The sequence below is a fragment of the Lysinibacillus sp. GW247-5R2A genome, assembly GCF_059424475.1.
In genome coordinates, this window is record NZ_JBWKZL010000003.1 from 1 (window position 1) to 25,394 (window position 25,394).

A 25,394-nucleotide genomic window follows, 5' to 3' on the forward strand; every position below is an offset into this window, starting at 1 on the left:
GGTGCAATACCGAACTCATTTTATCCAAGCTGCCTAAATCGAAATAACCGTGTCTAACTATTAGGGGTCACTTCATTTGCTGGGGTGCGTCTATTTGATTTTAGCCTACTACTTCTTGGTATTCAGGATGCTTTTCAAACTCAGCTTTTGCGAAAGGACATAATGGGATAACTAGTAACTTTTCTTTTTTTGCATAGTCAACAGCCGCTTTAACTAATTGCTGTCCAACATTTTGACCTCTTAGATGCTCGCCTACATGTGTATGATCGAGAATGATTCGACTTTCCCCTACACGAACGAAATGCACCTCTGCCTCACTATTTTCCTCGTTTCCGATATAAAATGATTGGTTACCTTGTTTAATTTCCATGGCATAATGCTCCTTTTAAATTTTGTATTTTAATGCGCCACTTGGACATCGATTGATCACTTCTGCTACATGTTTGGCTGCTGCTTCATCTGGTGCAATCCATGGCTTTGCTTTGACATTAAACACCTCTGGCAAGCCCTTGACACATTCAGCCGCATGTTGACACATGTCCTTATCGAAATAAACGGTTATCTCTTCTCCTCTATATTCACGGTACCCCATACTTAACACGTCCCTCACTGTAAGTTTATTATTCTATTGGTGTTAATTTTTCTTCAATTTCCTGCCGCCGTTCTTCTACAAATGGTGGTAAATATAAACATAATGGTATGACGAAATTATTATCTCGAATTAATATATCTCTAATTCGAGATAATAATAACACGATTTTTTATAGGTAGTCAATACCCTTTGATCGTCCGTTCTTCACTTTAAAAATTGCATGATTTCCTGAAGAATTTCATCTTGCTCCCGACCTAATGTCATTAAATGCTTGGAGTTTTCAAAGCCTCTTTTAAGCTTCTTCTCAGAATGAACTCGCTGATAAATAGTATTGGCACTATGCGCGTATAGGTCCTCGTCTCTTTTGCCGTAGAAAATAGCAATTGGCATCGTGATCTTCTCAAGCTGTTGCATCGTTTCTTTTATAAATTGCTGAAATCCAATCATCGCGTCCAATGGCATATCGTTAAACGGCTTCATTTCATGTGTCATTTGCTGCTCTAATTTACCCTCGATATGTTTAAAATTATAAGCGTAGTCAATGATTCTTTGTTTTAGCTGTGCTGGTTCCTTATCAATTGGTACCGATAACACAATAATTTGCTCTAGCTTTTCTAATTGGGCAAGCTTCAATGTAAAAATACCACCAATGGATAGGCCGATAACGGAAATTTTTTGAAAGCCTTCATTCAGCAAAAATTGGTGCGCTTTCACCACATCTTGCCACCAGTCCTCAACTTGGTACTTTAATAACGGCTCTGGCTTATGACCGTGTCCTCTGTAAAGAGGTACATAACAGGTATAGCCCTCTTCATGGAGCTTCGTCGCCACTTTCTTCATATCTCTTGTATGGCTTGTAAAGGAATGTAAAAGCAAAACTGCATGTTCATTCCCTTTCAAGTATATTTCTTTAGCTGGTAAAATAGTTAACACCCTATCAGAACCTTTCTTCACGTTCATCCTAATAGAAGGTAGCCTTATTTAAGGCTACCTTCTTGTTGTATTTATAGCATAATCGAAAGTCATATGCCATAGACCACAGCGACAGATAATGCCAAATTTTTATTGCTGTTATGCTCCCACAAATAGGACAGCCTGTCCAATCGCAATAAAAAAGGCCTCATGCTGTATAGGACTGTTGTCTTCAATTTCTAGTGTAATGTCAAAATGAGTTTCGCAAAAAGTCGCTTGCCAACGTGCTATCGGCTCCTCATTCCATGTAAAAATCGACCAGTCTTCCATTTCTTTGCTGAGCTTCATTTGCTGCTCTCCATCAGTAATAAGTAAATCAGGAATCATAATTTGCCAGCCATCATAGGCAATCATATAGTCTTTCCCTGTTACTAAATCCTTACCTCGAAAATGCACGCGACCACGACGAGATACTTTTTTACAAGTAAATAAAGGTTGGCCAGCATGATCATGGACGTCAAAACGAACAAAATAACGAAAATCCATCGTCTTATCGAATGCTTTTTTAAGAGCATTCGAATAAACACGTTGAACCGTTGATGATGTCTCTCCTGATTCATTTACAATAGAGACCACCTCGGTAGAATCTATTTCCATTGGCTGTTTATATGTATAGGTTTTCAAACGACTCGCTCCTTCAAAACAATTGCTTCCTTTAAACTACCATAAAATATGCGCCCAATTCAAAGAATGTAAACGCCAGATGGTGCGATATCATAAATTTGTCTTACTCAGGCTTAAAAGCTTCATGTGCAAATGCTCAGCATCCTTTTTTTCCATACAAAAAGGAGACTACTTCTTTACTAGTAGCCTCCCACATTTTCTTTATTGATCTAATTTAAATGTAATGTCTCCAACGCCGATTTCTGATTTGATGTCCAGCACAACATCTGCCTTTTCATATGCTTCATTGACATAGACACCTTGGCCCTTTGAAATGAGACCCTCGATATTGGATGAACCTATGCCCTTTTCGGTTGTTAATTTGACACCAACCTTTGAAGGTACAATAATCGTCGTTTGACCTACCCCAGTTTCAATATTCGCTTTAAAGCTTTTTTTCCAATCGCCGCCTAAATTGACTGTGAGATCACCGACACCCGCTTCTATATCTAATTTTTCTAGCTGTAGTCCCTGTAAATCAAGATTGGCTAAGGAAGCTCCTGTTTCTACCGTCAAATCCATTGGGATATCATCATTTAATTGGATTGCCCATGTGTTTTTAATATTGGAGATGCCTAGCTTCGTCGAGCCTTTATGTTTAATTTCAACTTCTCCTGTATCGCCGCTTACATCATAGGTAACTTGAGGGGCTAGCTTTTTAATATTATAGTCCGCCTTTCCCTCCACCCACTCCTTGGCACCACCAGTTAGATTCATTTCGCCGACACCTAAATCAATATCTACCTCTAGCGTCTTCGCTTTATCCTTTTCAACTAAAATGGTTTCTTCTTGCATTTTGTTTGGCATAAACGAAAAGCACCCCGACAAGACGAATACTGATGTGCCCATCACAGCACCTAATCCAACTAATTTTTTCAATTTAATTTCCTCCCGCTATATATTCTACCAATAATTTCATTATATAGGAGTGGATAATAGAAAATACGACCCTGCGTTTGAAATTTATCTAAGACCTGAGACGTAGTAGTTACGATGGGTACGGAAGATCCTCACCCTCTAGCCATGCTTTTAAATTAGCAAGGGACGCCTCATAGCCCTGCATATTGAAGCTAACCGTTGTGCCGTTGTCCTGTTCTGCTAAAGACATCGCGATTACCGTTTCTGGAACTTCCAAGTAAAATGAAAAAATCTCATGTTTTTGGACCTGCTGGATCGTTAACTGCATTGGCAGTGGATCTGCTAGCTGATTATGGTCATTAGGCATTAAAGTAAAGGTCATCATTTCCCCTTCAGCCAGTTTAGGAATGTCCCAAGTAGAACCTGGCGCATACCATTGTGAGAGGGATTGCTCCTCTGTTATCGCTTGCCACACATTTTCAATTGCCGCCTGAATCCAAATTGAACTGCTCATCCGCAACACCCTCTTTTCCTATTTTTTCATTATTTTACCGAACTTTCAGAAAAGAGGCTACTATTGGTTGTTTTCGATAAATAAAACGCTCCTACAATGACCATCATAGCTACTATATCCAAGGCCATTTGATGACTTGAAAAAATAGTAACGAGTAAACCGTAGATAGACGGAGCTAAAACAATAAAGAATTGATTGATCGTTAAAGCTGCACTAACAGTCAGTCCCACAGATTGAGGATCAGACTGCTCCGTTACACTGGCTATATATAAGGAATACCAGCCTAGTGCGAAAAAGCCCATTACACCACAAAATACCATCATTAAGCTCTTAGCATGTAAAACAACAGGCATACAAGCGACCATCACAAATGTGGCAAGCATAACGATTATTAGTAAGTGCTCGCGCTTCTGAGCAAAGTATCGGTCACTCAGCCAAGCAAGAGCAATTCTTCCTACCATCCCTCCAAGCAAGACCAAACTCAAATACTTCCCTGCTGCTGTTAATGAATAGCCACCCTCCTGATGTAAATAACTCATCAAATGGGCGATGAGAATCATCTGTAAGGACATCATCACAATGCCCACAAAAAAAATGGGATAGAGTGCTCGATTGTCTTTAATAGCCTTCATCTTTTCTTTAAACGGTATCGGTGCTACAGCTGCCGATTTATGCTGTTTGGGCTCCTGATACATCAGCAAAAATAGTAAACCGCCACCGATTGCTACGAAACCTTGTGTCACATGCACAGCTGTCAGGTGGAAGTGATGATATAAATAGGTAAGAATGAGGGAAGCGAGAGCCCCACCGATTGGAATACCTGTTTGGCGAATTCCAATCGCTAATCCTCGATGCTTGTCTGGAAACCATTTCACAATGGCCGTACTACCTCCCGTTTGAGCACTACCGTACCAAAAGCCAACAACTATTAATACGACTAGCAATGTCGTATAATGATTCACAGGAATTAAGAGGAACGTACAGAGGCCGAGTAAAATAGAGCCCCATCCAATAATTTGTTTTTCTCCTTTTTTATCCATGAGATAGCCAAAGAAAAGCATCGAGAAAATCGGTCCAATATTCACGGCAGAAACAATTAATCCTGTTTGAAATGACGTTAAGTGCCATTCCATTTGATAAAAGGAAGCAACTGGCCCCATCCCGTATGTGACAAAGGTGGAAGCTGTTTGCGAAAGCGTAGCCACCAGTAAAATGATCCATTTATAATATGTATGCATGTAAACCCTCCATAGCTATATCCCGCACTCTTTATGCGGTACATTTAGATATCTTGAGTTTACGTTGACAGCTTGCTTACGTAAAATGGAGGAAAATGATAGCGGCTATCAAAAAATTTAATAGGTGTGTGACGAATAACATGAACATTGAAGAAATTGCCATCAAAATTGAGCTTTTAGAAAGGCAAAATTTAAGTAAATCTGCCGAAATCACCAACTATACACAGTCGGCTTTAACATCGAAGGTAAAGAAGATGGAAAGTGAAATTGGCCAGGAAGTCTTTAAACGAACACCTCAGGGCTTAAAGCTAACAGAGGTAGGTGACCACTATTTACAATTTTTAAAGCAGGTTGCCCATCAATATGAGGCATTTTTACAAACCGTCGGATTCACGCAAGCCCATATTCAATTTGGAACCTCTCATACGACAATTAAAATATACGGTGCGTCTATCATGAATGCGCTACAAACCAGTCATAGTCCTATCGACGTGGATTTCACGGTCGAATCGAGTACATCGTTAAATCACAAAGTCCATCTGGCGGAATTAGACTGTGCATTAACGAGTAATCCAATAAAGCATTATGCCGATTTACACTATGATTTAATGACAACCGAAACATTTGAAGTCATCTCGAGCCCTGCACATGTCATTGATTTTGACAAGCAAACACCTGTGACACTCCTAGTTTTAAGTAAGGGCTGTATGTATTCGAAGGCATTAGCCGAATGGCTTACACACAAAAAAGTCCCTTTCACAATGAAGGAAATTAAATCCATAAGTAGTATTCTTGATTTTCTAGAAATTGAGCATACATTAGCAGTGTTAAATACGAAGCTACTGGCACTCTACCCTTGTCCTGACCTGCATTTTTATGAAATGGAGGCACTTAACAAAGTTATCGAGACTGTCTTTATTTATAAAAAGGAAAACCATAAGCAGTCTTCTATACTGCAATTAAAGCAAGTAATAGAATCCTTGCTTGAAGGGAATAAGCAGGGTGATCATTAGCTCTGATTGCTCTTTATGCGAATATTTTAAAAAGCCTATATTATTCACGCAGGCTGCACTATAATAGGTTTGTTATGATTAACTACATAGGAGTACATCATGTTTTATTACATCTCATTGTTTTTGGCAGTATTTGCTTTATCTACATCAGCTATTTTTGTTAAGCTTGCTGATGCCCCGCCGGCTATTACGGCTTTTTATCGACTATTTTTTGCGATGCTCGTGCTCCTTCCCTTTCTATTAGCACAAAAGGGTCTACGACAAGAGCTAGCTAACCTGACTAAAAAACAGTGGGGACTGGGCATTCTATCAGGTTTATTTCTGTCCTGTCACTATGTTTTATGGTTCGAATCATTAAACTACACATCCGTGGCCAGTTCAACGGTTATCGTCACGCTACAGCCGTTATTCTCTTTAGTAGGTAGCTATTTTTTATTTAAAGAGCGCTTTTCCAAAGGAGCAATTGTTGGCTGTTTGGTAGCAATCATCGGCTGTTTCATTATCGGCTGGCAGGATTTTCAAATAAGTGGACAGGCTCTTTATGGCGATATTCTAGCATTTATCGCAGCAGGCATTATTACAGCCTACTTTTTTATCGGGCAATCTGTACGGAAGGATTTATCACTTATTACCTATTCGGTTATCGGATATGGCAGTAGCTCAATCTTCTTAGCTATTTACGCCCTCTTTATGCAGGAATCGTTTTTCGACTATCCTGCATCCACATGGTGGTCCCTATTAGGACTAGCTGTCATTGCAACCATTTTTGGGCAAACGATCTTTAATTGGCTATTAAAATGGTTAAGTACAACCATCATCTCTATGAGTATTTTAGGAGAAACAATTGGCACATGTATTTTAGCTTATTTTATTTTAGATGAAATGATTTCCGTTCAACAAGGGATTGGCATAATCGTCATTTTACTGGGACTTGCTCTCTTTTTACTCCAACAACGAAAATCGGCATAATAAAAAACAACGGCAAAAATGGCCGTTGTTTTTTTATGGCTGAGAAAAGCGAAAGCTCGTACCATCCTTGCTGGATTGTAAAGAGGCTTCCATATTTAATGTTCTAGCAATATCGTGGATAATTTTCAGTCCAAGTCCACTATGTTCAATGTCCGAATGAAAGCCGATGCCGTCATCACACATCCATACCTCTCCCTCTTTAATCGTCACCACTAGTTTAGATGCTTGGGCATGCTTTAACGTATTTTGAAAGACATTATCAAATAAACGTTGTAACCATAATTCATTACTTGTCCAAATTACCTCTGCATCTATAGGATGAAAATGGAGTGCAATATTTTGCATGCGGTATAAATAACTCCATTTCTTGATCATCGTTTCTAATAGCAACGCTAGCTGAACTTCCTCCTGAACGACAAAGGCATTATCGCTCGTATCAAAAGACTGGTATTGCAGTTCATTCGTTAAATTCGCGATATAGTGAATTTGTGCATTTAATGATTCCACCAATTTTGGTTGCTCTTGTAGTTGATCTTCTAAATAAAACAATTGTAAACGTATCGCTGTCAATGGTGTATGGATATCATGTCTTAATTTTTGAAGCAGCTCTTTTTGGAGCTCCTGCTGTTGAGCTAACTCTAATTCACGATAAGTCGTGCGCTCAATTAATAGATTAACAGATTGAATTAACTGCCCTATTTCATCCTCTCCGCTTACGGTTAGCGTATCGGGTATCCGTTTATTACTCGCTAGTTCCCGTATTGTTTGGTTAAGCATTGTAATTCTAGACAATAATGAATGGATGGATGTGGAAAATAGGAAGGCAAGAATCCCTAAAGACAGCACAAAGGCAAGCAGCATAACAGGATATGCAAAGGATTCATGGAACGGGATGCCATTATTTTTCGTTTTAAAAGCCTTGTCATAAAGGATGGACATGCACACACTAATACCTAATAATACAATGGGCACACTCCCAATCGCTACCAATAAGAGTGTTCTATATTTTGTTTTTAATGTCATTTCTTTATATGGGTATTTAGACGATACCCCTCTCCATATATATTTTGTATAATAACGCCCGTTGAATCGTCCAGCTTTGTTCGAATCTTTTTTATGTAGACATTGAGAATATTATGGTTGCGATCATCTAACGGCCATAAATAATCAAAAAAGTGGTCCTTTGTTAAAACTCTGTCACGGTTGTCAAATAAATAAAAGAAAATTTTTCGTTCTATGGCCGTCAATGCAATTTCGTTTTGAAGATGGTGATGAAATACTTTACGATGCTCTCCGTCAATGAATAAATGCTGTATTTGCGTAAACGTTCCATATTGTTGCACTAGCATTTTTTGGATTCTTAACAATAGCTCTCGTGGATCAAATGGTTTTGTCAAATAGTCTTCACCCACTGTTAACCCTTCTAGCTTGCTTTCAATATCACTACGTGCTGATAGAAAAATGATGGGGATATTTAAGCCTAATTGTTTAATGTTTTTGCTTAATTGATAGCCATCCTCTCCCGGTAGCATAATATCCATAATGACTACATCTACTTCCTGAATGAGCCTCATTATATCTCGGCCATCTGTTTTCCATATAGCTTCATAGCCTTCTCGTTGCATTATTTTTTGAAGTAAATCACCAATCATGGGATCATCTTCTACAATTAAAATTCTAAATCCTTTCATGTTAACGACCTCTCTCATCAGCATTCGTTTTCATAAACTCTATCGCTAGTTGATAGATTTCCTCAGGTTGATAAAGATAGATACTATGAGTGCCACTTACCTCTGTCACTTCTGCATGGTTGAATTGCTTCGTGAAGTCCGCGTAATCTTGACGATTTTGCACTGTATACTTTGAATGTACATTTTCCTTCGCAATAGCATCAACGATTAAAATGGGGGTGTCTTTCGGCAATGGAAGCTGTTCTGATTGTAAACTATTTTCATAGACGTGTAACAGCTCATTTTTCATATCTTCATTAAAAAATTGTTTAAAGGACAACGCCTGATAGATTTCCTTTTCCTCCGTCGTTAAAAAGGACATGTTCAGAACTTGCGGATTATACACCTGTGAGGGGGCTAGGCGGTGTAACCCTACCTTAGTAGCAAGACTCATCCCCTTCACCATCCATCTATCGAAGGTACCCATCTTATGTTTGACATATTGACTTGGCAAGCCAATATCTAGAGCGATTATTCCTTTTACTTCTTCTGGGTATTTTTGTGCCCAGTAAATCGCTTCAAGTCCTGAAATCGAATGAGGTACAAGAATATAGGGCGGCTGGAGCCCACTTGCCTGAAGTGCCTCCCTTGTTTGCATAAGGATGGTATCAATATCTCTTTTATCATGGGCGGTATCACTAAAGCCATAGCCTGCTCGGTCCACTACTGCAATTTGATGGTGCTGTGAAAACTTACTATAAAGCCCCTTTAGCTCATAAACAGGTGCTGCAATGCCTGAGCCTGCCATAAAAACATATGTATCCTCCCCAGCCCCCTCCTGATAGACATTCATGCGTTGACCATGAACATTTACCATCATGCCATTAGTGCGTAAAATGGCCTCCTCTTTTTGGATCATACGATAGTGGTACATACTGGCCGCTACAATGCCGATCGATACGATGACCCCCAAATAAATAAACATTTTCTTTATGATTTTCTTCATACGCCTCTCCTCTCCGTTGATACTTGTAAGGATACATGTGAAAAATTAATAACTAATTAATTTTTGAAAAAATATTTACTAGATGCGTTGAGATGCCTGTCAATGTACAAAAAAAAGCTGCCTACATCATGTGGCAGCTTTTTTAGCGTCATTCATTTGGATAGGTTTTCTGTAAAAAGACGATAGACTGTTGAATTAGAGCCTTTAAAATATCTTCCTCGACATCAGCGAGTTTATTAATATAAACACAGGCTTTCCCTGTTGTGTGTTTCCCAAATTGCTGTAATAGCTGTTCTCGCTCCCGATCACCTGGGGCAAAGTATAAACTAATTTTTGCCTTGCGAGGGGAAAATCCGACAAGCGGGGCATCGCCTTCATGGCCCGTTTGATATTTGTAATGATAATGACCGAACCCAATAATACTAGGACCCCACATTTTTGCCTCATAGCCTGAGACCTCTGTAAAAATGTCCAATAGTCGATAGGCATCTTCCCGCTTTTTTGGATGATCCACACTTTCAATAAATTCAATGACACTTGCATCGGTTTCTTTCGTCTTTAATTCATACATGTGTATCCCTCGCCTTCACAAAATCGAATTGTTCATGCCTATTATTCCCTATTCCGCTTGCTCTAACAATAGTTTTTGTTGGAGTTGACGATACATCCCTTGTTGTTCCATCAGCTCTTGATGATTGCCTTGTTCAATAATTTCACCCTGTTGTATAACGAGTATTTGGTCTGCATTCTCAATGGTTTTTAAACGATGGGCGATAACAAAGCTAGTACGACCTTGCATTAAATGCTGTAAGCCTTTTTGAATATCAACTTCCGTTTGCGTATCCACACTGGAAGTCGCTTCATCTAAAATTAAAATATCCGCGTTCTCCAAAATGGCACGGGCAATAGCAATGAGCTGCCGTTGTCCCTGACTTAAATTAGTGCCACCCGCTTGAACTGGCGTATCGTATTGTGCAGGTAAATATTTTATAAAATGATGGGCATTCGCAATTTTTGCTGCTTCCACAACCTCTTCATCCGTCGCATCCAGCTTTCCAAAGCGAATGTTTTCACGAATAGTGCCAGAGAACAAATAGGTATCCTGTAAAACCACACCTACCCGTTGGCGAATTGTAGACATTTTATAGTGTTCAATATGGTGCCCATCAATTAAAATTTCACCCTGATCCACGTCATAAAAACGTGTTAGTAAATTAATAATGGTTGTTTTCCCTGAGCCAGTAGGACCAACAAGAGCTATCGTTTCCCCCGCCTTTGCCTGGAAGTTTATGTTTTGAAGAACTGGCTTCCCTTCCTCATAACTAAACGATACTTGTTTGAAAACGACGTCCCCTTTTAAGGAAGGTGCCTCAATAGCCTGAGGTCGATCAGCTACCTCTGACGGTTCATCTATTATTTCAAATACACGCTCTGCTCCAGCAATAGCCGACTGAAAGGTGTTTAACAGATTAGATAATTGATTGAGCGGTCGGAAAAATTGCCGTGTATAGGTGACAAATGCAGCGATAATACCGACTGTCACTAAACCTTTTACTGCTAAAAGAGCTCCTGTCCCGATGACTATCGCTAGGCCAAGGTTATTCATAAAGTTATTGATAGGTCCTAATAAGCCTGACGTAATCTCTGCGCGTTGTGCGGAGTTTCGCAAGTTTTCATTTTGCTGATGGAACGTGTCGATGGATTGCTGTTCCTTACCAAAAAGCGTGAGTACCTCTGCACCTGTAATCATTTCCTCAATATAGCCATTCAGCTTACCAAGATCTCGTTGACGAGCCGCATAATTTTTACTGCTGCGTTTGATAATTTGCTTAGTAGTGAAAACAATTAGCGGAATAATGATCAGGGTCACAATCGCTAATGGCCAGCTTAATGTGAACATGGCAACACTAACACCAACAACTGTTAAGATGGACGATACAATTTGCGTCACACTTTGAGCAAGCGCTGTATTTAAATTATCGATATCGTTAGTGACACGACTCATTAAATCACCGAGCGAACGCTGATCAAAAAATCTTAATGTGAGCGTTTGTAGTTTTTGAAACAGTTCCAGACGCAATGTCCGAATCGTTTTCATCGCCACATGAATCATGACATAGGTTTGTAGCCATGTCAGAATAGAGGCTACCGTAAAAATCACGGCTAATAGGATTCCTAGTCGAATTGTCCCGTCAATATCTTTTTTCATAATGTAATCGTCAATGATATGGCCTATCATATAAGGCCCCGCTAAACTTAAAAGCGTAGAAGCGATGACCAAGAGGATGGAAAAATACAGTCCTATTTTTTGCTGTTTAACATAGTGCCAAACTCTTGTCAGTGTTGCCTTTTGATTTTTCGCCTTTTCAGCTGGCCCTCCCATACGAGGTCCACGTCCAAAATTCATTTGCTTTGGTTGATTTTGACTCATCCCTCTTCACCAGCCTTTTGCTGTGACGCGTAAATTGCTTGGTAATGTACATTGCCTTGAAGTAGCTGTTGATGGGTCCCTTGCCCAACAATCTCGCCATCCTCTAAGACAAGAATGACATCTGCCTGCTGTATCGAGGCAATTTTCGAAGCTACTATCAATGTCGTCGTGTCTTGATAATCGGCGGCAATGGCCTGCTGTACATGTTTTTCTGACGCACTATCAAGGGCTGAGGTCGTGTCATCCAGCACGAGAATAGCTGGCTTTCGAACGAATGCCCGACTTAAAGCCAAACGTTGCTTTTGCCCACCAGAGAGATTTGTAGCCCCCTGTGACAGCTCATGTGCTAAGCCCTTATCAAGCCGCTCCACAAATTCACTAGCACAGGCAGCGTCCAATGCCTGTTGTATTTCCTCTGCCGTTGCATGTTCATTACCAAGGCGAATATTTTTTTCAATCGCTCCAGAAAACAATAAGGCCTTTTGTGAGGTAAATCCAATATGGTCCCGTAACGTGGATAAAGAGTACGTGGATAGGGGTTTGCCATCCAAATAAATGGCGCCACCTGTTGGATCGAATAGGCGCGGTAATAGCTTTACAAGCGTTGATTTACCGCTACCGGTTTTTCCAATGATGCCTACTGTTTGCCCTGGCTTCACAGAAAACGAAATGTTTTTAAGAACATCCTCCGCCGTTTCATAATAACGATAACTTACATGATCAAATTCTATAACTCCTTTTATCGGATCTGTCCATGCATGTTCTGCTTCCTTAACAGCAATGTCCTTGTTTAAGACATCCACAATTCGTTCTCCTGAAGGCAATGCACGCGCAATTTGCATTAGCACCATACTGGAAGACATTAAACCATTTAAGATAATGGTTAAGTAGTTAATAAATGCGAGAATAACCCCAACCTTTAATGTCCCTGCCTCAACCTTAATAGCTCCAAGCCAAAGCGCCGCAACTATCCCTAGGTTAACGACGAACATCGTAAATGGCACAAGCACCCCTACAATTTGCTCTGCAGTGATGAAGCGTTTTGTCAGCCCATCATTCAGCTCACTAAATTGGGATACCTGTTGGGTTTCACGGCGAAAGGCTTTAACGACACGGATACCCGCTAAATTTTCCTGTAGCTTCGTATTTACTGCATCAATAGCCTCTTGGACGCGGCGATAGAGCACCCCCGAATATTTCGTAAAAAAATACATAGCCACAATCAAAATCGGCACAATGATAAGAAGGATTGAAAAAAGCTCCCGTGCTGTTACAAAGACGATAATGACTGCCCCGATAAAGAGTAGTGGCCCACGCACAAAAATACGTAGCGTCATCATAAACGCGCGTTGAATACTTTCCACATCACTCGTTAAAATAGTAATTAGCTTGCCAGTCGTAAAGGCATCTCGCTCCTTAGCTGAATAGGTCATCATTTTCTCATAGAGAGCCTGTCGAACATCCGAAGCAAAATGAATCGCTGCCTTCGAGCTGTAATACGAGCAACTAATCCCACCAACAAGCCCAATTACCGCACTTGCTAGCATCCATACAAACATACTTAGCACATAAGCATGATCTCCATTGGCAATCCCTGTATCAATCATATGCTGCATAATCGTCGGCTGAATTAAATCCATTGTCACCTCCAGCACCATGAGAAGAGGCGCTATTAGGGTGAAAAATTTATAGGGCTCCAAATACTGCCCTAACTGTTTTATTGCCTGCATACATTCGTCTCCGTTCTATTTAAATCCCATTCGTTCCTCATTATAACTGAAAACTATTCCCATTTGGCACTATTTTTTCGAGACTCGTAATAGTTGAGATTTAACTAATTGAGGAGATATTGTGGAGCTTATGGCTGACATCCATCCAAATAAAAAACCCCCATGCCAATACAAAGGGCACTGAAAAAGTCCATACCTTTTTTTCATTTGTCACTGTGACTCTACTGTTGTTTTCCGAAGCATTCCGCTCGCTTTCCGCGGGCGAGCGCCGACTCTCCTCCTACGCTTCGCTTCGTACGGGGCCTCGTCTGTCACGCTTTCCCGCAGGAGTCGAGCGATGCTTCTTTAAACAACGCAATGTATCATACTATTATTTCAATGAACTTGTTGATTTTTCATTCATTTTAGAAGAGCTAAAAACAAAATATTGTTTAGACAATGGACCCTCCAATTCGCATCTTCAAGTACTTATTATTAAAAGCAATTAATGATGTATCAGACGTCGACCTAGTAGAGCGCTCAAAGTAAGATATGTCATTCAGCTATTTCTTGGCTATTTCACCAGAAGATCCAGTGAGACAGAAATAAGGCACTTCCTGTTCAAAATTGAACAAGAAATGCCTTATTTTTATCTAAAAAAGGTTCGCTTTTATGAAAACATAAGTTTTTCAGTGCCCTCGCCTATACATGGAGGTCGCTTTCACTGATTCCTGTACAGCTTGTTGGATTATTTCCAAGGCAGTTTTTGCTTTAAACATACCCTATTGCATAGGTCCAATCCGAAGCTTTTCAAAATTTCTTTGGAAAAATTGGTGGGCCAACTGCTCTTTCTCGGGATTAACGCCAAGTAAAATAACGGTACTTGGTCCGGCTGATTTAGTCATATGATGAGAACACTCCACTACTTGCTCGCCAAAAAGGCGCACACATTCACCTTGAAGTCCCTTTGATCCAACAGGCCATACTTGCTGAACGATTTCCGCCAGCCATGCCTGATAAACAGGCTGCAGCTGCGCCACATCATCAGGCTGTGCTAATAGTTCCTCGCCAACAAGTGGTAAGCCGTATGTGTACCAACTAAGCTGTTCAGGGTCCCATGCTTTTCGCTGTTGTATTTCCCCAAGCATAGTAATTGCTAGACCCGACTGTAAAGTTGGCATATTGGATTCCGAACTACCAGCAATAGCTGGACAGGAAAGTCCTGTTTCCTCGAACACTTGACGAATCCCACTTGCATAGCGTGACCATGCCGCATCACCTGAAAAATTAGCGAGTAGAATTTGAATAGGAAGTGCCTGTGCAGCCAGCTGTTCTAGAAATGTCACACGGGCTGTCATATAGGCTGTCAATTGATCGGATGCTGGCACAACATCTTGGGGCTTCTCCCCGATGGCTGCCGCATTATCCATTGTCGCAATAAATCCGCCCACTTTCATAGCATTTCTCACTACACTCGACCTGCCTTACGCACAAAAACCTTTGACAGAATGGGCAGGACTACCGCCACAATCATTAAATTAATAGCGGTTGCTATGAAAATACTCACTAAAGCACCCCAGAAAAAGGCAGGACTAATAATAAAATAAAATGGCAGTGGTGCTACGATGCCGTTTAATACGAGGGCAACTGGCCATTTCCATACATGCATGCCTTTTTTATGCATGACCCCAAAAATCCAGACAACGATAAACATTTCTATAGCAATAATTACATGGAGTGGCCCAAGTGGGAAGCCAGCAGTTAATGCGCTAATAAAATGACCAATGAGCCCAGCTACCCCAGCTAATAATGGCGATAAAAAGACCACACCTAAAAAGGCAGGTGCTGAATCAAGAGCTGCCGTTGAAATAAAAGCGGGCACTTTAATGGCGGCTCCTACAGCACAAATGGCCGCTACCATAGCCGTTAGTATCCATTTCATTAATTGTTGTCGATCCATTGCATTTCCTCTTTTCCGTTAGTATGTTGACCTCACTTGAGTTGCTCGCCAATCCCGTACCAAATACGCACAACTTGCTCCGCTTCAGCAAATAACGCTTGGTAGAGGCGGCCACATGTATCACGTAATAAACGTGCTTGTTTTTCCATCGGTACAACACCGCGGCCCATATCTGTCACAATAAGTGCCAGCGAACAATGTTGGGCAAGGGCTGATAATTTAGTGAGGACGGATTGTACGACCAGCTCATCTTCCTCAAGATTTTGTGTCATAAGCCATTTCTCCATATGTTGAATGACTAGGATTTCACAGACTGGTGCAGCATCCGGTAGTTCGCCATCGATAAGTACCACCGCGTGTTGTTCATATAAACGCATTACATAATCGGTTTTTCCGCTATAGGCGCCTCCGATAAAAACATGCATCTAGCTCCCTCCTCCCAAGCCTCTCTAGTAAATGTTAACTTAAATTGATGATCATGTGGCACTTGGTATGACCAAAACGGCTGCTCTGTTGGCGCATAGGCAACGAGTAAGGCACGAATCACCCCGCCATGAACGACTAAAAAATAGCGATCCTCATTCTTCGGTAAATGGTTGAAGCCTTCTACCACTCTTGTCACAAAATCATCAAAAGCCTCCCCTTGTGGCGGTGGCGAATGAATAGGGTCGTCCAACCACGCACGGTAACGAGCATCCGTCTTTAAATCGTCATAGGTTTTTCCCTCAAATTCACCAAAATTGGATTCACGAAACCGTTCATCTGCTTCATAGCTAGCATTCGGAAAATAATGGGCGGCTGTAACCCGACAGCGTTGTAAATCACTGCCATATACCTTTTCAACACCTGCATCCACTACAGAGAGCTTGGAGATATCAGCTAATGGTGCGTCCGTCCATCCCAAATAACGCTTTTCTAAATTGGCCTTTGTGGGCGCATGCCGCATTAAGCACACAGTAACAATGTCACCCATAGTACAACCTCCATCCCTTCAATCGATGCACCTAGTAAATCACCCGAGACACCGCCAAAATTACGCAATGTAAATTGTCGAAAAACAACGAGCGCAAATGCTAAAACGATTACTAATAGTATTGGTAACATCGAGAACTTTGTGACGATCAGCACCATCTGCATGGCCAACAAAAGAGACAGTAGCATAATTATTTTTAATAGATTCGCGTTGATATGCGATTGAAAGAAATAGGCAAGTCCTTTTTCCTTTGAACAGTTAAGTGACATAAAATAAAAGCTCATGCCGACTCTTGTTAAAAAAGGAATGAATACAACCATCCATAATGCAAATTTGTTTTGCACAAAAAGCTCATGTAAAACGACAAATTTCCCAAATAACAAAAATAGTATCGATAGCACTCCGAAAGCACCAACCCGAGGATCATCTAAAATCTCAAGCCGTTTACCCCGATCTCGATAAGAAAAATACGCATCCCCCATATCAATAAAGCCATCCAAATGTAAACCGCCTGTCCATAAAGCAAATAGCCCGATGATGATAAAGGCAAGCATGACCTCGCTACTGGCCGTCCATTGTGTAAGGCTGTAAAGGACTCCGGCCACAGTTGTACCCATCAAGGCCCCTAGCCATGGTAAGCAAGCAAACATCCCTGTAATCGTTGACCTTGTTAAAGGTAATTCCTTATGTACGGGCAAAACCGTAAAAAATTGAAATGCCAACAGCAGGCTATGCCAAAAATTTTTCATTGTCTTGCCTTCCTTCTCGATTATTTCCATCTCTTTACGATACCATAATTCATTTCATACGCCTCTTGAGCCGACGCTACGAACCATTGGTGGAGCTGACCTAAAGTTCTTCGATACAGCTCCACCTCTTCGTTCTGATAAGGTGGCTCATCAAACAGCTCATTCGATACCACTAATAATGTCACGTTCTTCGTTTGCAGGGATTGGATGGCCTGTTTAACAGTTCGAAGCTTGGATGCTAAACAGCCAGGCTCCGTTACACAGGGTACTCCACGATCATAGCCTTCATAAAATGCATTCGTCAGCCAAGTAGTGACGCAATCCCATAGCACCACATCCCCATCCTTGAGTGACTCAAATACGGGTGCGATATCATAAGGGGCCTCCACTGTTAACCATTTGATTGGCTGGGCTAGTCGATCAGCTTGATGACGATCAATTCGCTTCTCCATTTCATCATCCAAAGCAATACCAGAAGCTATATATATTAAACGTTTTTCTGTACTAGACTGCTGCGCTTGGAAATGCTGTATAGCGGCTTGCTCTGCAAAATGAGATTTGCCACTACGCACACCACCAGTAATAAAAATGAGGGGCATTTGTAATACCTCCTATTGTAAATGATGTAGTGTACCAATCTCTTGGATTACCCACTGCTGTCCCTGGCGTTCAATCACGGTGACACTTGTCCCATGAATATAAGGAGCTGCCCAAAGCTCACTAATATTGCGTTGCAAAATGGCATTAATCATGCATTTAATTGTCACCGCATGGGAAACGATCAAAATAGGCTCATCACAATGCTGCTCCGCTATTTTTTTCAACGTATACATCGCTCTTTCTGTGACAGCACCAAAACTTTCCGTATGGGTTGCGTTAAATTGCGCAGGGTATTTTGTATACAATTCATAATCAAGCCCATTTGTCAGCAAAATGTCCTCAATTCGCTTTCCTTGCCAATTCCCTAAAAAGATTTCCCGTAAATTATCCTCATAGTAGACCGGTAAATGGCGATGAGCCGTCAGAATATCCATCGTCTCCTTCGCACGACCACTAGAACTACAATAGGCTGCCGCAAATGGGATTGACTGTAGTTGCTGCTGTAATCTTGTAGCCGCTTCCCTACCATTGTCCGTTAACGGAGAGTCCAACCATCCTTGTAGTCTTTGCTCCTGATTCCATTGTGTTTCCCCATGTCTTACTAGATAAAAAGTTGTCACTTTTCTCTCCCCTTATTTGCGTTAAACCACGCCTGCAGACAATTATGTAAATACGTCATGGCCGCAATATCTTTAATCCCAATACGAAACCATTCGCCCTGTAATCCTTTAAAGTTTTTCGTATGACGCAGGACAACTCCCTGTGCTAAACAATACGTAAAAAAGGCATCCCCCTGCTGTCCCTTTGGCAATGAAAAGCACACATAATTCGTCACACTATTAGTGACAACACAGCCTTTTTCTTGTAAATAACGATGCAACTGCTCTCTTTGTGTTGTCGCATAGGCAATTGCCTGCTGACTATATTGCTGCTCATCCAAACAGCCTGCACCAATGACCAGTGCAAAGGCATTTAAATTCCAATGGGGCAGCATGTCCTTTAGCTCACTGACAATAGAGGCATGAGCAACTAAATAGCCAAGACGTAAGCCAGGTATTGCGTACATTTTAGTCATCGAACGCACAACGAGGACATGTGAATTTTCCATACTTTCATGCATGAGAGAATTCGCCTCATCGACCCAATCCATAAAGGCTTCATCGATGACAAGCTCACATTTGACAGCACGACCATGCTCCAATAACACTAGTAAATCTTCCTTTTCTGGCAATACACCTGTTGGATTATTCGGTGTACAAATATAGAGTGCATCCGCTTCCACCATTTCTTGTTTAAGTCGTTCCATTGGCAATGTATATTGGGTAAAGTCTGTCACCAAAATCGGAATAATAATAGCACCTGCGGCTCGCAATGTTCGCACATATTCTGAAAAAGTAGGATGGACGACAATGACGCGCTTTTGCGCATAGCGTCTTGCAATAACACTAAAGAGCTCTGACGCCCCGTTGCCTAGTAAAACCATATCCTTCGCCACTTGATGAAAAGCAGCCACCTTTGATAGAAAAGGCTCTCCATCTGGATCTGGATAGCGTTGAATGAGCGGGTAAAATGTACGCCAACGTGCCTCGACAAAGGATGGTGGTCCTGCCGCATTGACATTTTCACTAAAATCATATACCTCTTCAGGCATCGTTAAACCTAATTGCTGATAAACATTTTGCGGATTTGCTCCGTGATTAGGTAATAGCATAAATGAACACCTCCACTGCTAACATGACAAGCGTAAAGAGCACCATGGCAATACGCATATGAATAATAGATGCCATTATATGTTCCTTTGTTAATGGAACTAATTTTTCTCCCATAATCGCCCGATGCGAAACAACGCCTTGATACGTATTTTTCCCACCTAGTTGGACGCCAAGCTGCACTGCTGTTGCCGCCTCTAAATAACCACTATTGGGACTTGGATGCTTTTTAGCGTCTTGCGCCCAGCGCTTTACTCGTTGTCCAAATGAGTAACTCGTTTCATTTTTTGTACCTAGCACGATAAGAAAGCCCGTAATACGACTTGGAATAAAATTCAGGACATCATCAAGCTTGGCAGAAAACATGCCAAACTCTTTGTATGTTTCATTTTTATAGCCGACCATGGAATCTAACGTATTGACAGCCTTGTAGCCCCATAAACCGATAGCACCAAATAAAAAGGCATAAAATAGTGGGGCGGTCACTCCATCACTTGTATTTTCTGAAACGGTCTCTACTACTCCACGCACAATCTCATCTTCCCCCAGCTTTTCGGTATCACGCCCAACAATCCATGATAACTTGACGCGTGCTTCCGCAAAATCACCTTTTACAAGGGGCTCATAAACTGCCAGTGCCGCCTCCTTTAAGCTACGTTGTGCCAGCCCAATACCTATTAGAAGCCCTTCAACTAAAACGCCAACAATCAAGCTTACCTGATAGCTGAGTAGTAAAATAAGTGTGACCACAAACATCGTTGTCCCTACAACGGCAAGTGCCATCACCATACCACGCAGTTTCCGCCATTTGCCTTGATTCCATAAAGCTGTTTGTGATTGAATCAGCTTACCAATCCATCGCACGGGATGTGGAAGCTTCGGAGGGTCTCCTACTAAAATATCGAATATAATTCCTATGATACAGGCAATCACTATGGCAATCATAACGCCTTCTCCTCTTTATCCTTTTTGTATTTACGAATAGCCTCACGCATCGTTTCATAGACACCATAGCCAATGACCTTGCCTAGCATTGTGATAGGACCGGCATATTGATGGTAGTCCCCTTCTTCTGTAGCAGCAATGAGTAAGCTATCAGTGGATGTTCCGGTTGCTTGCGTGCCTGTTGTAGGATCAGTTATACCTTCATCCGCTAACGCCTTCACCTTCGCCTCCGTTGTCGAAATCATAGCCTGAAATAACGCTTCATCAGACAATCTCCCGTTAATAAGCACCCATGTATTAATCGTTCCTGCATGATATTTTTCCATACGATGAAAAGCACGTGTAATATCTACGGCATTGCCTAGACCTGCAGTAATCATAATGACTAGATGAATACCTTCATATGTAAAATCACGAATGGTCGCAAATTTGGCTTGGACAGCCGTCATCATCGCCACTGTGTGATCGACTGGAAAATCATGCGCCTGCAAAAAATGCTGTAAATCACGATGTGGCTGTCGATCATCATACGTAATGGGCACAGTCCGATTCATCAGATGAGTAAAATAGCCAAAGCCTGGATTATGCATGGCAGAGGATACAACCTTCATAGGTGAAACCGCTTGAAGTGCTACATATTGGTCAGAAATTTGAATATGATCCTTTGTAAGTATGGGCATTCAATCGCCTCCTGACGATAAATAGATTATGAACATAAAAAAACAAATTCTTACAAAGAAGAATTTGTACTGTCGATTCTTTATTAAAATTTGAACCTTCTGAACGTTTGTACAGAATAACAACTTCATAATACTCAAATTATTTATTTTCTTTGAAATTGTATCATAAGTTTGCCTATTGCCACAATTCCATTTTGACGTGTTGTTACTGCTTTTGTTTAAGATTTTTAAAGCGGATTACGGAGCCAATGATGATAAAGACCCAACCAATAGCTATGTAAACTACTTTCATTGTTTTTGTCGATGACGGTAAAATATCCATAATCGTTAAACAGACAAAAAGTATCCCAACAACCGAAAAAAGCATACCAATCGTTAAATTCTTCACGAAAAACCCTCCTAACTATGTACGCCCTCGATTTTACCGTATTCTTAGGAAAAAGAAAACACTAATCCAAGTATGAAACCCTTGGATTAGTGATAATTGTGTCATTAAGCTTTCGCATGGGCAAAAAATTCTTCATATAACGCCTGTAAAATGCGGTTTTCAAATTCCTGAAGTACTCCAAAAACGAGACTTACTTCAGAAGAGCCTTGATTGATCATTTCAATGTTTGCGCCAGTTCTTGAAATCGCTGTAGCAGCACGCGCAGCTAAACCTGTGTTATGGCGCATACCTTCACCAACAATCACGATCATCGAAAAACCATGACGCATTTCTACATACTCAGCATGTAGCTCTTCTTTCACTCGACTAATAATACGCTCTTCATTATCAGGTGATATCTGATTCGAACGCATAATGACTGAAATATCGTCTAAGCCAGAAGGTGTGTGTTCATAAGAAATATTTTCATCTTCTAAAATTTGTAGTAGCTTTCGTCCAAAGCCTACTTCACGATTCATCAAATATTTAGAGACATATAAAGTTGAAAAACCACTGTCTGCCGAGATACCTGTAACGGGACGACCTGTTGCAGGACGACTTGGTACGATACGAGTACCTGGGGCTGATGGATTATTTGTATTTTTTATGTTAACGGGCACCCCAATCTTGTAGACAGGCATTAATGCTTCATCATGGAACACTGAAAAGCCTGCATATGATAATTCGCGCATTTCGCGATACGTAATTTCTTTAATTTCCACTGGGTCATTGACGACCTTCGGATTCGCAGAGAACACACAATCCACATCCGTAAAGTTTTCATATAACTCCGCTTCAACAGCTGCTGCTAAAATGGAGCCAGTAATATCAGAGCCTCCGCGGTCAAATGTCCGCAATACGCCCGCTTTAGTGTAACCGAAGAACCCTGGGAACACAATAATTTCTTTTGTGTGTTTTAAAGGGGCTAAATTAGCATACGCTTCGGGTAAAGCAAATGTTCGTTCAGGCAAATCATTGACCACTAATCCATCCTTAGGACTTACATAGCGTGCGGGCATTCCAATTGCATTAAAATAAGCGGCAATAAGCTTGGCGTTATTATCCTCACCTGCTGCTTTAATGCTATCAATGAATAATTCCACGTTTGTTTTGTCACCTTGTACACGTTCCCGTAAATCTTCCGCAATCACGTCACAAATGGCATTATCTAACCCTAAACCATCTGCAATTGCTCGAAAACGATCGACTACAATATGCAATTTGTCTTCGGTATCTTCATGTTGTAACGCGGCAGTTGCTAATTGTATTAATAGATCGGTTACTTTTATATCGTCACCAGATCGTTTACCTGGTGCTGAAACGGCAACGATTTTACGTGCCGGATTAGATTTCACAATATTTGCTACTTTTTGAATTTGTTCTGCGTTTGCTACAGATGTTCCACCAAATTTACACACGATCATATCTATCAAATCCTAACTTTTTCAAATTAATTGTATTCCTCCAAAAAACAATTGACTGTACACAGTGTACAAATTATCGATTCCTACGTCAATACAATTTAAAAAATTCGCGCAATTTACTGAGAAATATGGACAATTTTCGTACTGTTTGATTTATTATACGGATTTCGTATGAAATAGTTAAGGTTTTTATGAATTTTTTTTCGTGATATTCACAGATTCGTGAAATTTTCCGTTTTGACTTTCTTCTATATAAAGAGGAAAACGCTTACTCCCCACTATGATATGCACAAACATCCTCGGTGTTTGTGCTAATTTGCAGGCGAAAGGAGGGTTTTGAGTAGGAGGACGAATGCTGCTGGACAGGTTTTTTTCTAGAAAATAGCTGCATCACTTTTTTGCCATATGTAAAACTTCATTACGAGTATGCTTGAACCGGGGATAATTTTATCTATCTCTCCTACACAAAAAAAACTAGGATCACATGTAATTAGTGAAACCTAGTTTTTCCAAGCTATTTTCGTTTAAATTGCCGTCCAACCGCCGTCAATGACTAATTCTGCGCCTGTCATAAAGCGTGATTCGTCAGAGGCAAGGAAGACTACTCCATAGGCTACGTCCTCTGGTGCACCAAAGTATGGTAGCTGTGTATAGGTTTTGTAGAAAGGTAAAGCGCCCCCTTCTTCCATCGTTGGCGCTGTCATAGGCGTAACGATAATGCCTGGGTGAACAGAATTTACACGAATATGATCTTTCCCATACTCTACCGCAGCCGATTTAGATAACACACGAAGTGCTCCTTTTGCTGCTGTATAAGGACTTGTCCCAGCCATTCCCACGATTCCACCAATGGAAGAAATATTGACAATAGAACCGCCACCAGCCTTTTGCATTTCTGGAATCACATATTTCATACCAATGATACAGCCATTTAAGTTAATGTCCATTACTTTATTCCATTCGTCCATTTCCATGTTGGCAATCGTTTTGGGTGATGAAATTCCTGCATTGTTGACTAGTACATCGACTTTACCATATGCCTTCACTGCCTCTGCAATAACGGCTTTCCACTCGTCCTCAGACGTTACATTATGGGAAAGACCAATAATATCTCCACCATTTTCTTTAATTTCTTTCACTAAGTTATTCAATGGCTCGATTTGCACATCTGTTGCAATCACCTTTGCCCCTTCTTGTGCAAATAGTTTTGCCTCTGAAGCGCCCATGCCCATCGCTGCTCCTGTAATAATCGCTACTTTCCCATTTAAACGTCCCATCTATAAAACTCCCTTTCTTTTATTAATCCATTCCCTCCGTGCAAATGCCACCAGATATTTTGAATCCGTGATAAAAGCTAAAGGCTTCATTTTGATTCAGCAGATGTTTGAACACCCTTTAAAAAGAGCATCACAAGCATGCATCCTCCCCCATTGAAAAGGGACATTTCCGTATGCTTGATATAAAATGGCTGAATCAGATAAATGAATAATTCGTGAACACGTTAACAACTAGTTGTATTATCGACACCGTGTCGTTAATATAATTATAACTGTCTGTTTAAAAAGGGCAAACAACATAAGAGCATGAATTGATGCATTGACAACATGTAAGGCTACTATGTTGTGTAAACGATAAATTTAATACAAGGAGCTTAAAAATGTCGAAAAAGATGGACCCTCGCGTTATAAGAACACGCCAGCTATTGAGAGATGCACTTGTGGAATTAATTGATGAGCAAGGCTATGAGAAGATTACTGTGCAAGATATTACTCAACGAGCAACCTTGAACCGTGCCACTTTCTATTTACATTACCGTGACAAATTAGATTTACTGTACCAGAGCTCTGAGGAAATCTTACATGAATTAGTAGGAAGTATTCACCCAACATTTGAAGAGAAGAGAGATTTTGATTTATTACCTCATTATGATCAGCCTCATGAGACATTTATGCATTTGTTTGAACAAATTGCGCTGAATAGTAAGCTTTACAAAGTCTACCTCACAGAAAAAGATATCCCTTATTTTTCTGCAGGCTTAAAAAAGATAATTATCGATTTTGTATCAAGTGGCATTCAATTGATGGAGCCTGATGATCAAAAATTAACCGTACCGCGTGAGATGGCTATCCGTTTTTATGCCGCTGCCTTTCTGGAGGTAATCGTCTGGTGGTTAGAAAATGATATGCCCTATACGCCAAAATTTATGGCGACTCAGTTAATGCGTATTACCATTAAAGGACCCTACTTGGATAACCCCTTTCAGCAATCTTAAAAGCTGGCATTTCCTATATG

General features: G+C 40.8%; 29 protein-coding genes and 1 pseudogene. 4 read left to right on the forward strand and 26 right to left on the reverse strand.

All coding sequences use genetic code 11. The features are described from left to right. Positions 1-100: 100 nt before the first annotated feature. The 7 genes from AC07YC_RS05815 to AC07YC_RS05845 all read right to left on the reverse strand — a co-directional run bounded on the left by AC07YC_RS05815 (position 101) and on the right by AC07YC_RS05845 (position 4,837). Positions 101-370, reverse strand: coding sequence for a GNAT family N-acetyltransferase (locus AC07YC_RS05815; RefSeq protein ID WP_025117018.1), 270 nt, complete (start codon positions 368-370; stop codon positions 101-103). A gap of 15 nt (positions 371-385) precedes the next feature. After that, positions 386-592 (reverse strand): (4Fe-4S)-binding protein, encoded by a 207-nt coding sequence (locus tag AC07YC_RS05820; RefSeq protein ID WP_237068774.1) that lies wholly within the window; start codon positions 590-592, stop codon positions 386-388. Between the two features lie 204 nt (positions 593-796). Beyond that, a complete protein-coding gene (locus tag AC07YC_RS05825; RefSeq protein ID WP_494918700.1) occupies positions 797-1,552 on the reverse strand; it encodes an alpha/beta hydrolase in 756 nt (251 codons plus the stop codon). A gap of 111 nt (positions 1,553-1,663) precedes the next feature. Further along, positions 1,664-2,188, reverse strand: a complete 525-nt coding sequence (locus AC07YC_RS05830; protein ID WP_494918701.1) for a tubby C-terminal domain-like protein — start codon at positions 2,186-2,188, stop codon at positions 1,664-1,666. A gap of 201 nt (positions 2,189-2,389) precedes the next feature. Beyond that, complete coding sequence (locus tag AC07YC_RS05835; protein WP_494918702.1) at positions 2,390-3,106, reverse strand: toast rack family protein; 717 nt, start codon at positions 3,104-3,106, stop codon at positions 2,390-2,392. A gap of 109 nt (positions 3,107-3,215) precedes the next feature. Next, the gene (locus AC07YC_RS05840) at positions 3,216-3,599 is read right to left on the reverse strand and encodes an SRPBCC domain-containing protein (protein WP_494918703.1); all 384 of its coding nucleotides are present in this window, start codon (positions 3,597-3,599) and stop codon (positions 3,216-3,218) included. Between the two features lie 29 nt (positions 3,600-3,628). Then, a complete protein-coding gene (locus tag AC07YC_RS05845; RefSeq protein WP_494918704.1) occupies positions 3,629-4,837 on the reverse strand; it encodes an MFS transporter in 1,209 nt (402 codons plus the stop codon). Between the two features lie 140 nt (positions 4,838-4,977). Here AC07YC_RS05845 and AC07YC_RS05850 point away from each other — a divergent pair, with 140 nt between their 5' ends. Then, positions 4,978-5,850: a LysR family transcriptional regulator gene (locus AC07YC_RS05850; protein ID WP_336635858.1), complete on the forward strand. Its 873-nt coding sequence runs from the start codon at positions 4,978-4,980 to the stop codon at positions 5,848-5,850. A gap of 99 nt (positions 5,851-5,949) precedes the next feature. After that, positions 5,950-6,819, forward strand: a complete 870-nt coding sequence (locus tag AC07YC_RS05855) for a DMT family transporter (protein WP_494918705.1) — start codon at positions 5,950-5,952, stop codon at positions 6,817-6,819. A 33-nt stretch (positions 6,820-6,852) separates the two neighbouring features. On the opposite strand, the gene AC07YC_RS05860 is transcribed toward AC07YC_RS05855, so the two are convergent. The 6 genes from AC07YC_RS05860 to AC07YC_RS05885 all read right to left on the reverse strand — a co-directional run bounded on the left by AC07YC_RS05860 (position 6,853) and on the right by AC07YC_RS05885 (position 13,656). Further along, positions 6,853-7,842, reverse strand: a complete 990-nt coding sequence (locus tag AC07YC_RS05860) for a sensor histidine kinase (RefSeq protein WP_494918706.1) — start codon at positions 7,840-7,842, stop codon at positions 6,853-6,855. Further along, a complete protein-coding gene (locus tag AC07YC_RS05865) occupies positions 7,839-8,510 on the reverse strand; it encodes a response regulator transcription factor (RefSeq protein WP_494918707.1) in 672 nt (223 codons plus the stop codon). The genes AC07YC_RS05860 and AC07YC_RS05865 overlap by 4 nt, the downstream gene beginning before the upstream one ends. Position 8,511: 1 nt before the next feature. Then, on the reverse strand, positions 8,512-9,495 hold the full coding sequence (locus tag AC07YC_RS05870; protein WP_494918708.1) for an alpha/beta hydrolase: 984 nt from the start codon (positions 9,493-9,495) through the stop codon (positions 8,512-8,514). 148 nt (positions 9,496-9,643) lie between these two features. Beyond that, complete coding sequence (locus AC07YC_RS05875; protein WP_036125345.1) at positions 9,644-10,066, reverse strand: DUF1801 domain-containing protein; 423 nt, start codon at positions 10,064-10,066, stop codon at positions 9,644-9,646. Positions 10,067-10,114: 48 nt separating this feature from the next. After that, the gene (locus tag AC07YC_RS05880; RefSeq protein ID WP_494918709.1) at positions 10,115-11,926 is read right to left on the reverse strand and encodes an ABC transporter ATP-binding protein; all 1,812 of its coding nucleotides are present in this window, start codon (positions 11,924-11,926) and stop codon (positions 10,115-10,117) included. Then, on the reverse strand, positions 11,923-13,656 hold the full coding sequence (locus AC07YC_RS05885; RefSeq protein ID WP_494918710.1) for an ABC transporter ATP-binding protein: 1,734 nt from the start codon (positions 13,654-13,656) through the stop codon (positions 11,923-11,925). Before AC07YC_RS05885 ends, AC07YC_RS05880 begins: the two co-directional genes overlap by 4 nt. Before the next feature lie 380 nt (positions 13,657-14,036). Between AC07YC_RS05885 and AC07YC_RS05890 the strand changes: the two are divergent. Then, positions 14,037-14,181: pseudogene (locus tag AC07YC_RS05890) on the forward strand (transposase); the annotation flags it as partial. Between the two features lie 236 nt (positions 14,182-14,417). On the opposite strand, the gene AC07YC_RS05895 reads toward AC07YC_RS05890, so the two are convergent. The 13 genes from AC07YC_RS05895 to AC07YC_RS05955 form a co-directional block, all read right to left on the reverse strand. Beyond that, positions 14,418-15,104, reverse strand: coding sequence for a hypothetical protein (locus AC07YC_RS05895; protein WP_494918711.1), 687 nt, complete (start codon positions 15,102-15,104; stop codon positions 14,418-14,420). Then, positions 15,104-15,595, reverse strand: coding sequence for an ECF transporter S component (locus tag AC07YC_RS05900; RefSeq protein WP_336635866.1), 492 nt, complete (start codon positions 15,593-15,595; stop codon positions 15,104-15,106). The genes AC07YC_RS05895 and AC07YC_RS05900 overlap by 1 nt, the downstream gene beginning before the upstream one ends. A 32-nt stretch (positions 15,596-15,627) precedes the next feature. Further along, positions 15,628-16,020 (reverse strand): bifunctional adenosylcobinamide kinase/adenosylcobinamide-phosphate guanylyltransferase, encoded by a 393-nt coding sequence (locus AC07YC_RS05905; protein WP_336635867.1) that lies wholly within the window; start codon positions 16,018-16,020, stop codon positions 15,628-15,630. Then, complete coding sequence (locus tag AC07YC_RS05910) at positions 15,972-16,568, reverse strand: histidine phosphatase family protein (RefSeq protein ID WP_494918712.1); 597 nt, start codon at positions 16,566-16,568, stop codon at positions 15,972-15,974. The genes AC07YC_RS05905 and AC07YC_RS05910 overlap by 49 nt, the downstream gene beginning before the upstream one ends. Next, entirely contained in the window at positions 16,541-17,317 is a 777-nt protein-coding gene (gene cobS / locus AC07YC_RS05915; RefSeq protein WP_494918713.1) for an adenosylcobinamide-GDP ribazoletransferase, read from the reverse strand. The genes AC07YC_RS05910 and cobS overlap by 28 nt, the downstream gene beginning before the upstream one ends. Positions 17,318-17,337: 20 nt before the next feature. After that, entirely contained in the window at positions 17,338-17,916 is a 579-nt protein-coding gene (locus AC07YC_RS05920) for a bifunctional adenosylcobinamide kinase/adenosylcobinamide-phosphate guanylyltransferase (RefSeq protein ID WP_336635870.1), read from the reverse strand. Between the two features lie 12 nt (positions 17,917-17,928). After that, complete coding sequence (locus tag AC07YC_RS05925) at positions 17,929-18,537, reverse strand: histidine phosphatase family protein (protein WP_494918714.1); 609 nt, start codon at positions 18,535-18,537, stop codon at positions 17,929-17,931. Continuing rightward, on the reverse strand, positions 18,534-19,628 hold the full coding sequence (locus tag AC07YC_RS05930; RefSeq protein ID WP_494918715.1) for a pyridoxal phosphate-dependent aminotransferase: 1,095 nt from the start codon (positions 19,626-19,628) through the stop codon (positions 18,534-18,536). Before AC07YC_RS05930 ends, AC07YC_RS05925 begins: the two co-directional genes overlap by 4 nt. Next, a complete protein-coding gene (gene cbiB, locus AC07YC_RS05935; RefSeq protein ID WP_336635873.1) occupies positions 19,615-20,571 on the reverse strand; it encodes an adenosylcobinamide-phosphate synthase CbiB in 957 nt (318 codons plus the stop codon). The genes AC07YC_RS05930 and cbiB overlap by 14 nt, the downstream gene beginning before the upstream one ends. Continuing rightward, entirely contained in the window at positions 20,568-21,251 is a 684-nt protein-coding gene (locus tag AC07YC_RS05940) for an adenosylcobinamide amidohydrolase (RefSeq protein WP_494918716.1), read from the reverse strand. The genes cbiB and AC07YC_RS05940 overlap by 4 nt, the downstream gene beginning before the upstream one ends. A 205-nt stretch (positions 21,252-21,456) precedes the next feature. Next, positions 21,457-21,639, reverse strand: a complete 183-nt coding sequence (locus AC07YC_RS05945; RefSeq protein ID WP_025115645.1) for a hypothetical protein — start codon at positions 21,637-21,639, stop codon at positions 21,457-21,459. A gap of 104 nt (positions 21,640-21,743) precedes the next feature. Next, entirely contained in the window at positions 21,744-23,102 is a 1,359-nt protein-coding gene (locus tag AC07YC_RS05950) for an aspartate kinase (RefSeq protein WP_036125329.1), read from the reverse strand. Positions 23,103-23,626: 524 nt separating this feature from the next. Beyond that, positions 23,627-24,379 carry an SDR family NAD(P)-dependent oxidoreductase gene (locus tag AC07YC_RS05955; protein WP_025115647.1) on the reverse strand — a complete coding sequence of 251 codons (753 nt, stop codon included), beginning with the start codon at positions 24,377-24,379 and terminating at the stop codon, positions 23,627-23,629. A gap of 380 nt (positions 24,380-24,759) precedes the next feature. Between AC07YC_RS05955 and AC07YC_RS05960 the strand changes: the two genes are divergently transcribed. Further along, a complete protein-coding gene (locus tag AC07YC_RS05960) occupies positions 24,760-25,374 on the forward strand; it encodes a TetR/AcrR family transcriptional regulator (RefSeq protein ID WP_008175985.1) in 615 nt (204 codons plus the stop codon). Positions 25,375-25,394 lie beyond the last annotated feature (20 nt).

What these genes read in the sequence shown, in the direction of transcription:
- AC07YC_RS05825 (WP_494918700.1), bottom strand. Translation starts at nt 1,552, where the DNA reads ATGAACGTGAAGAAAGGTTCTGATAGGGTGTTAACTATTTTACCAGCT.
- AC07YC_RS05955 (WP_025115647.1), bottom strand. Translation starts at nt 24,379, where the DNA reads ATGGGACGTTTAAATGGGAAAGTAGCGATTATTACAGGAGCAGCGATG.
- AC07YC_RS05855 (WP_494918705.1), top strand. Translation starts at nt 5,950, where the DNA reads ATGTTTTATTACATCTCATTGTTTTTGGCAGTATTTGCTTTATCTACA.
- AC07YC_RS05870 (WP_494918708.1), bottom strand. Translation starts at nt 9,495, where the DNA reads ATGAAGAAAATCATAAAGAAAATGTTTATTTATTTGGGGGTCATCGTA.
- AC07YC_RS05920 (WP_336635870.1), bottom strand. Translation starts at nt 17,916, where the DNA reads ATGCCCCTCATTTTTATTACTGGTGGTGTGCGTAGTGGCAAATCTCAT.
- AC07YC_RS05865 (WP_494918707.1), bottom strand. Translation starts at nt 8,510, where the DNA reads ATGAAAGGATTTAGAATTTTAATTGTAGAAGATGATCCCATGATTGGT.
- AC07YC_RS05940 (WP_494918716.1), bottom strand. Translation starts at nt 21,251, where the DNA reads ATGCCCATACTTACAAAGGATCATATTCAAATTTCTGACCAATATGTA.
- AC07YC_RS05850 (WP_336635858.1), top strand. Translation starts at nt 4,978, where the DNA reads ATGAACATTGAAGAAATTGCCATCAAAATTGAGCTTTTAGAAAGGCAA.
- AC07YC_RS05845 (WP_494918704.1), bottom strand. Translation starts at nt 4,837, where the DNA reads ATGCATACATATTATAAATGGATCATTTTACTGGTGGCTACGCTTTCG.
- AC07YC_RS05880 (WP_494918709.1), bottom strand. Translation starts at nt 11,926, where the DNA reads ATGAGTCAAAATCAACCAAAGCAAATGAATTTTGGACGTGGACCTCGT.
- cobS (WP_494918713.1), bottom strand. Translation starts at nt 17,317, where the DNA reads ATGAAAAATTTTTGGCATAGCCTGCTGTTGGCATTTCAATTTTTTACG.
- AC07YC_RS05905 (WP_336635867.1), bottom strand. Translation starts at nt 16,020, where the DNA reads ATGCATGTTTTTATCGGAGGCGCCTATAGCGGAAAAACCGATTATGTA.
- AC07YC_RS05885 (WP_494918710.1), bottom strand. Translation starts at nt 13,656, where the DNA reads ATGCAGGCAATAAAACAGTTAGGGCAGTATTTGGAGCCCTATAAATTT.
- AC07YC_RS05840 (WP_494918703.1), bottom strand. Translation starts at nt 3,599, where the DNA reads ATGAGCAGTTCAATTTGGATTCAGGCGGCAATTGAAAATGTGTGGCAA.
- cbiB (WP_336635873.1), bottom strand. Translation starts at nt 20,571, where the DNA reads ATGATTGCCATAGTGATTGCCTGTATCATAGGAATTATATTCGATATT.
- AC07YC_RS05950 (WP_036125329.1), bottom strand. Translation starts at nt 23,102, where the DNA reads ATGATCGTGTGTAAATTTGGTGGAACATCTGTAGCAAACGCAGAACAA.
- AC07YC_RS05875 (WP_036125345.1), bottom strand. Translation starts at nt 10,066, where the DNA reads ATGTATGAATTAAAGACGAAAGAAACCGATGCAAGTGTCATTGAATTT.
- AC07YC_RS05815 (WP_025117018.1), bottom strand. Translation starts at nt 370, where the DNA reads ATGGAAATTAAACAAGGTAACCAATCATTTTATATCGGAAACGAGGAA.
- AC07YC_RS05910 (WP_494918712.1), bottom strand. Translation starts at nt 16,568, where the DNA reads ATGGGTGACATTGTTACTGTGTGCTTAATGCGGCATGCGCCCACAAAG.
- AC07YC_RS05900 (WP_336635866.1), bottom strand. Translation starts at nt 15,595, where the DNA reads ATGGATCGACAACAATTAATGAAATGGATACTAACGGCTATGGTAGCG.
- AC07YC_RS05860 (WP_494918706.1), bottom strand. Translation starts at nt 7,842, where the DNA reads ATGACATTAAAAACAAAATATAGAACACTCTTATTGGTAGCGATTGGG.
- AC07YC_RS05960 (WP_008175985.1), top strand. Translation starts at nt 24,760, where the DNA reads ATGTCGAAAAAGATGGACCCTCGCGTTATAAGAACACGCCAGCTATTG.
- AC07YC_RS05930 (WP_494918715.1), bottom strand. Translation starts at nt 19,628, where the DNA reads ATGCTATTACCTAATCACGGAGCAAATCCGCAAAATGTTTATCAGCAA.
- AC07YC_RS05820 (WP_237068774.1), bottom strand. Translation starts at nt 592, where the DNA reads ATGGGGTACCGTGAATATAGAGGAGAAGAGATAACCGTTTATTTCGAT.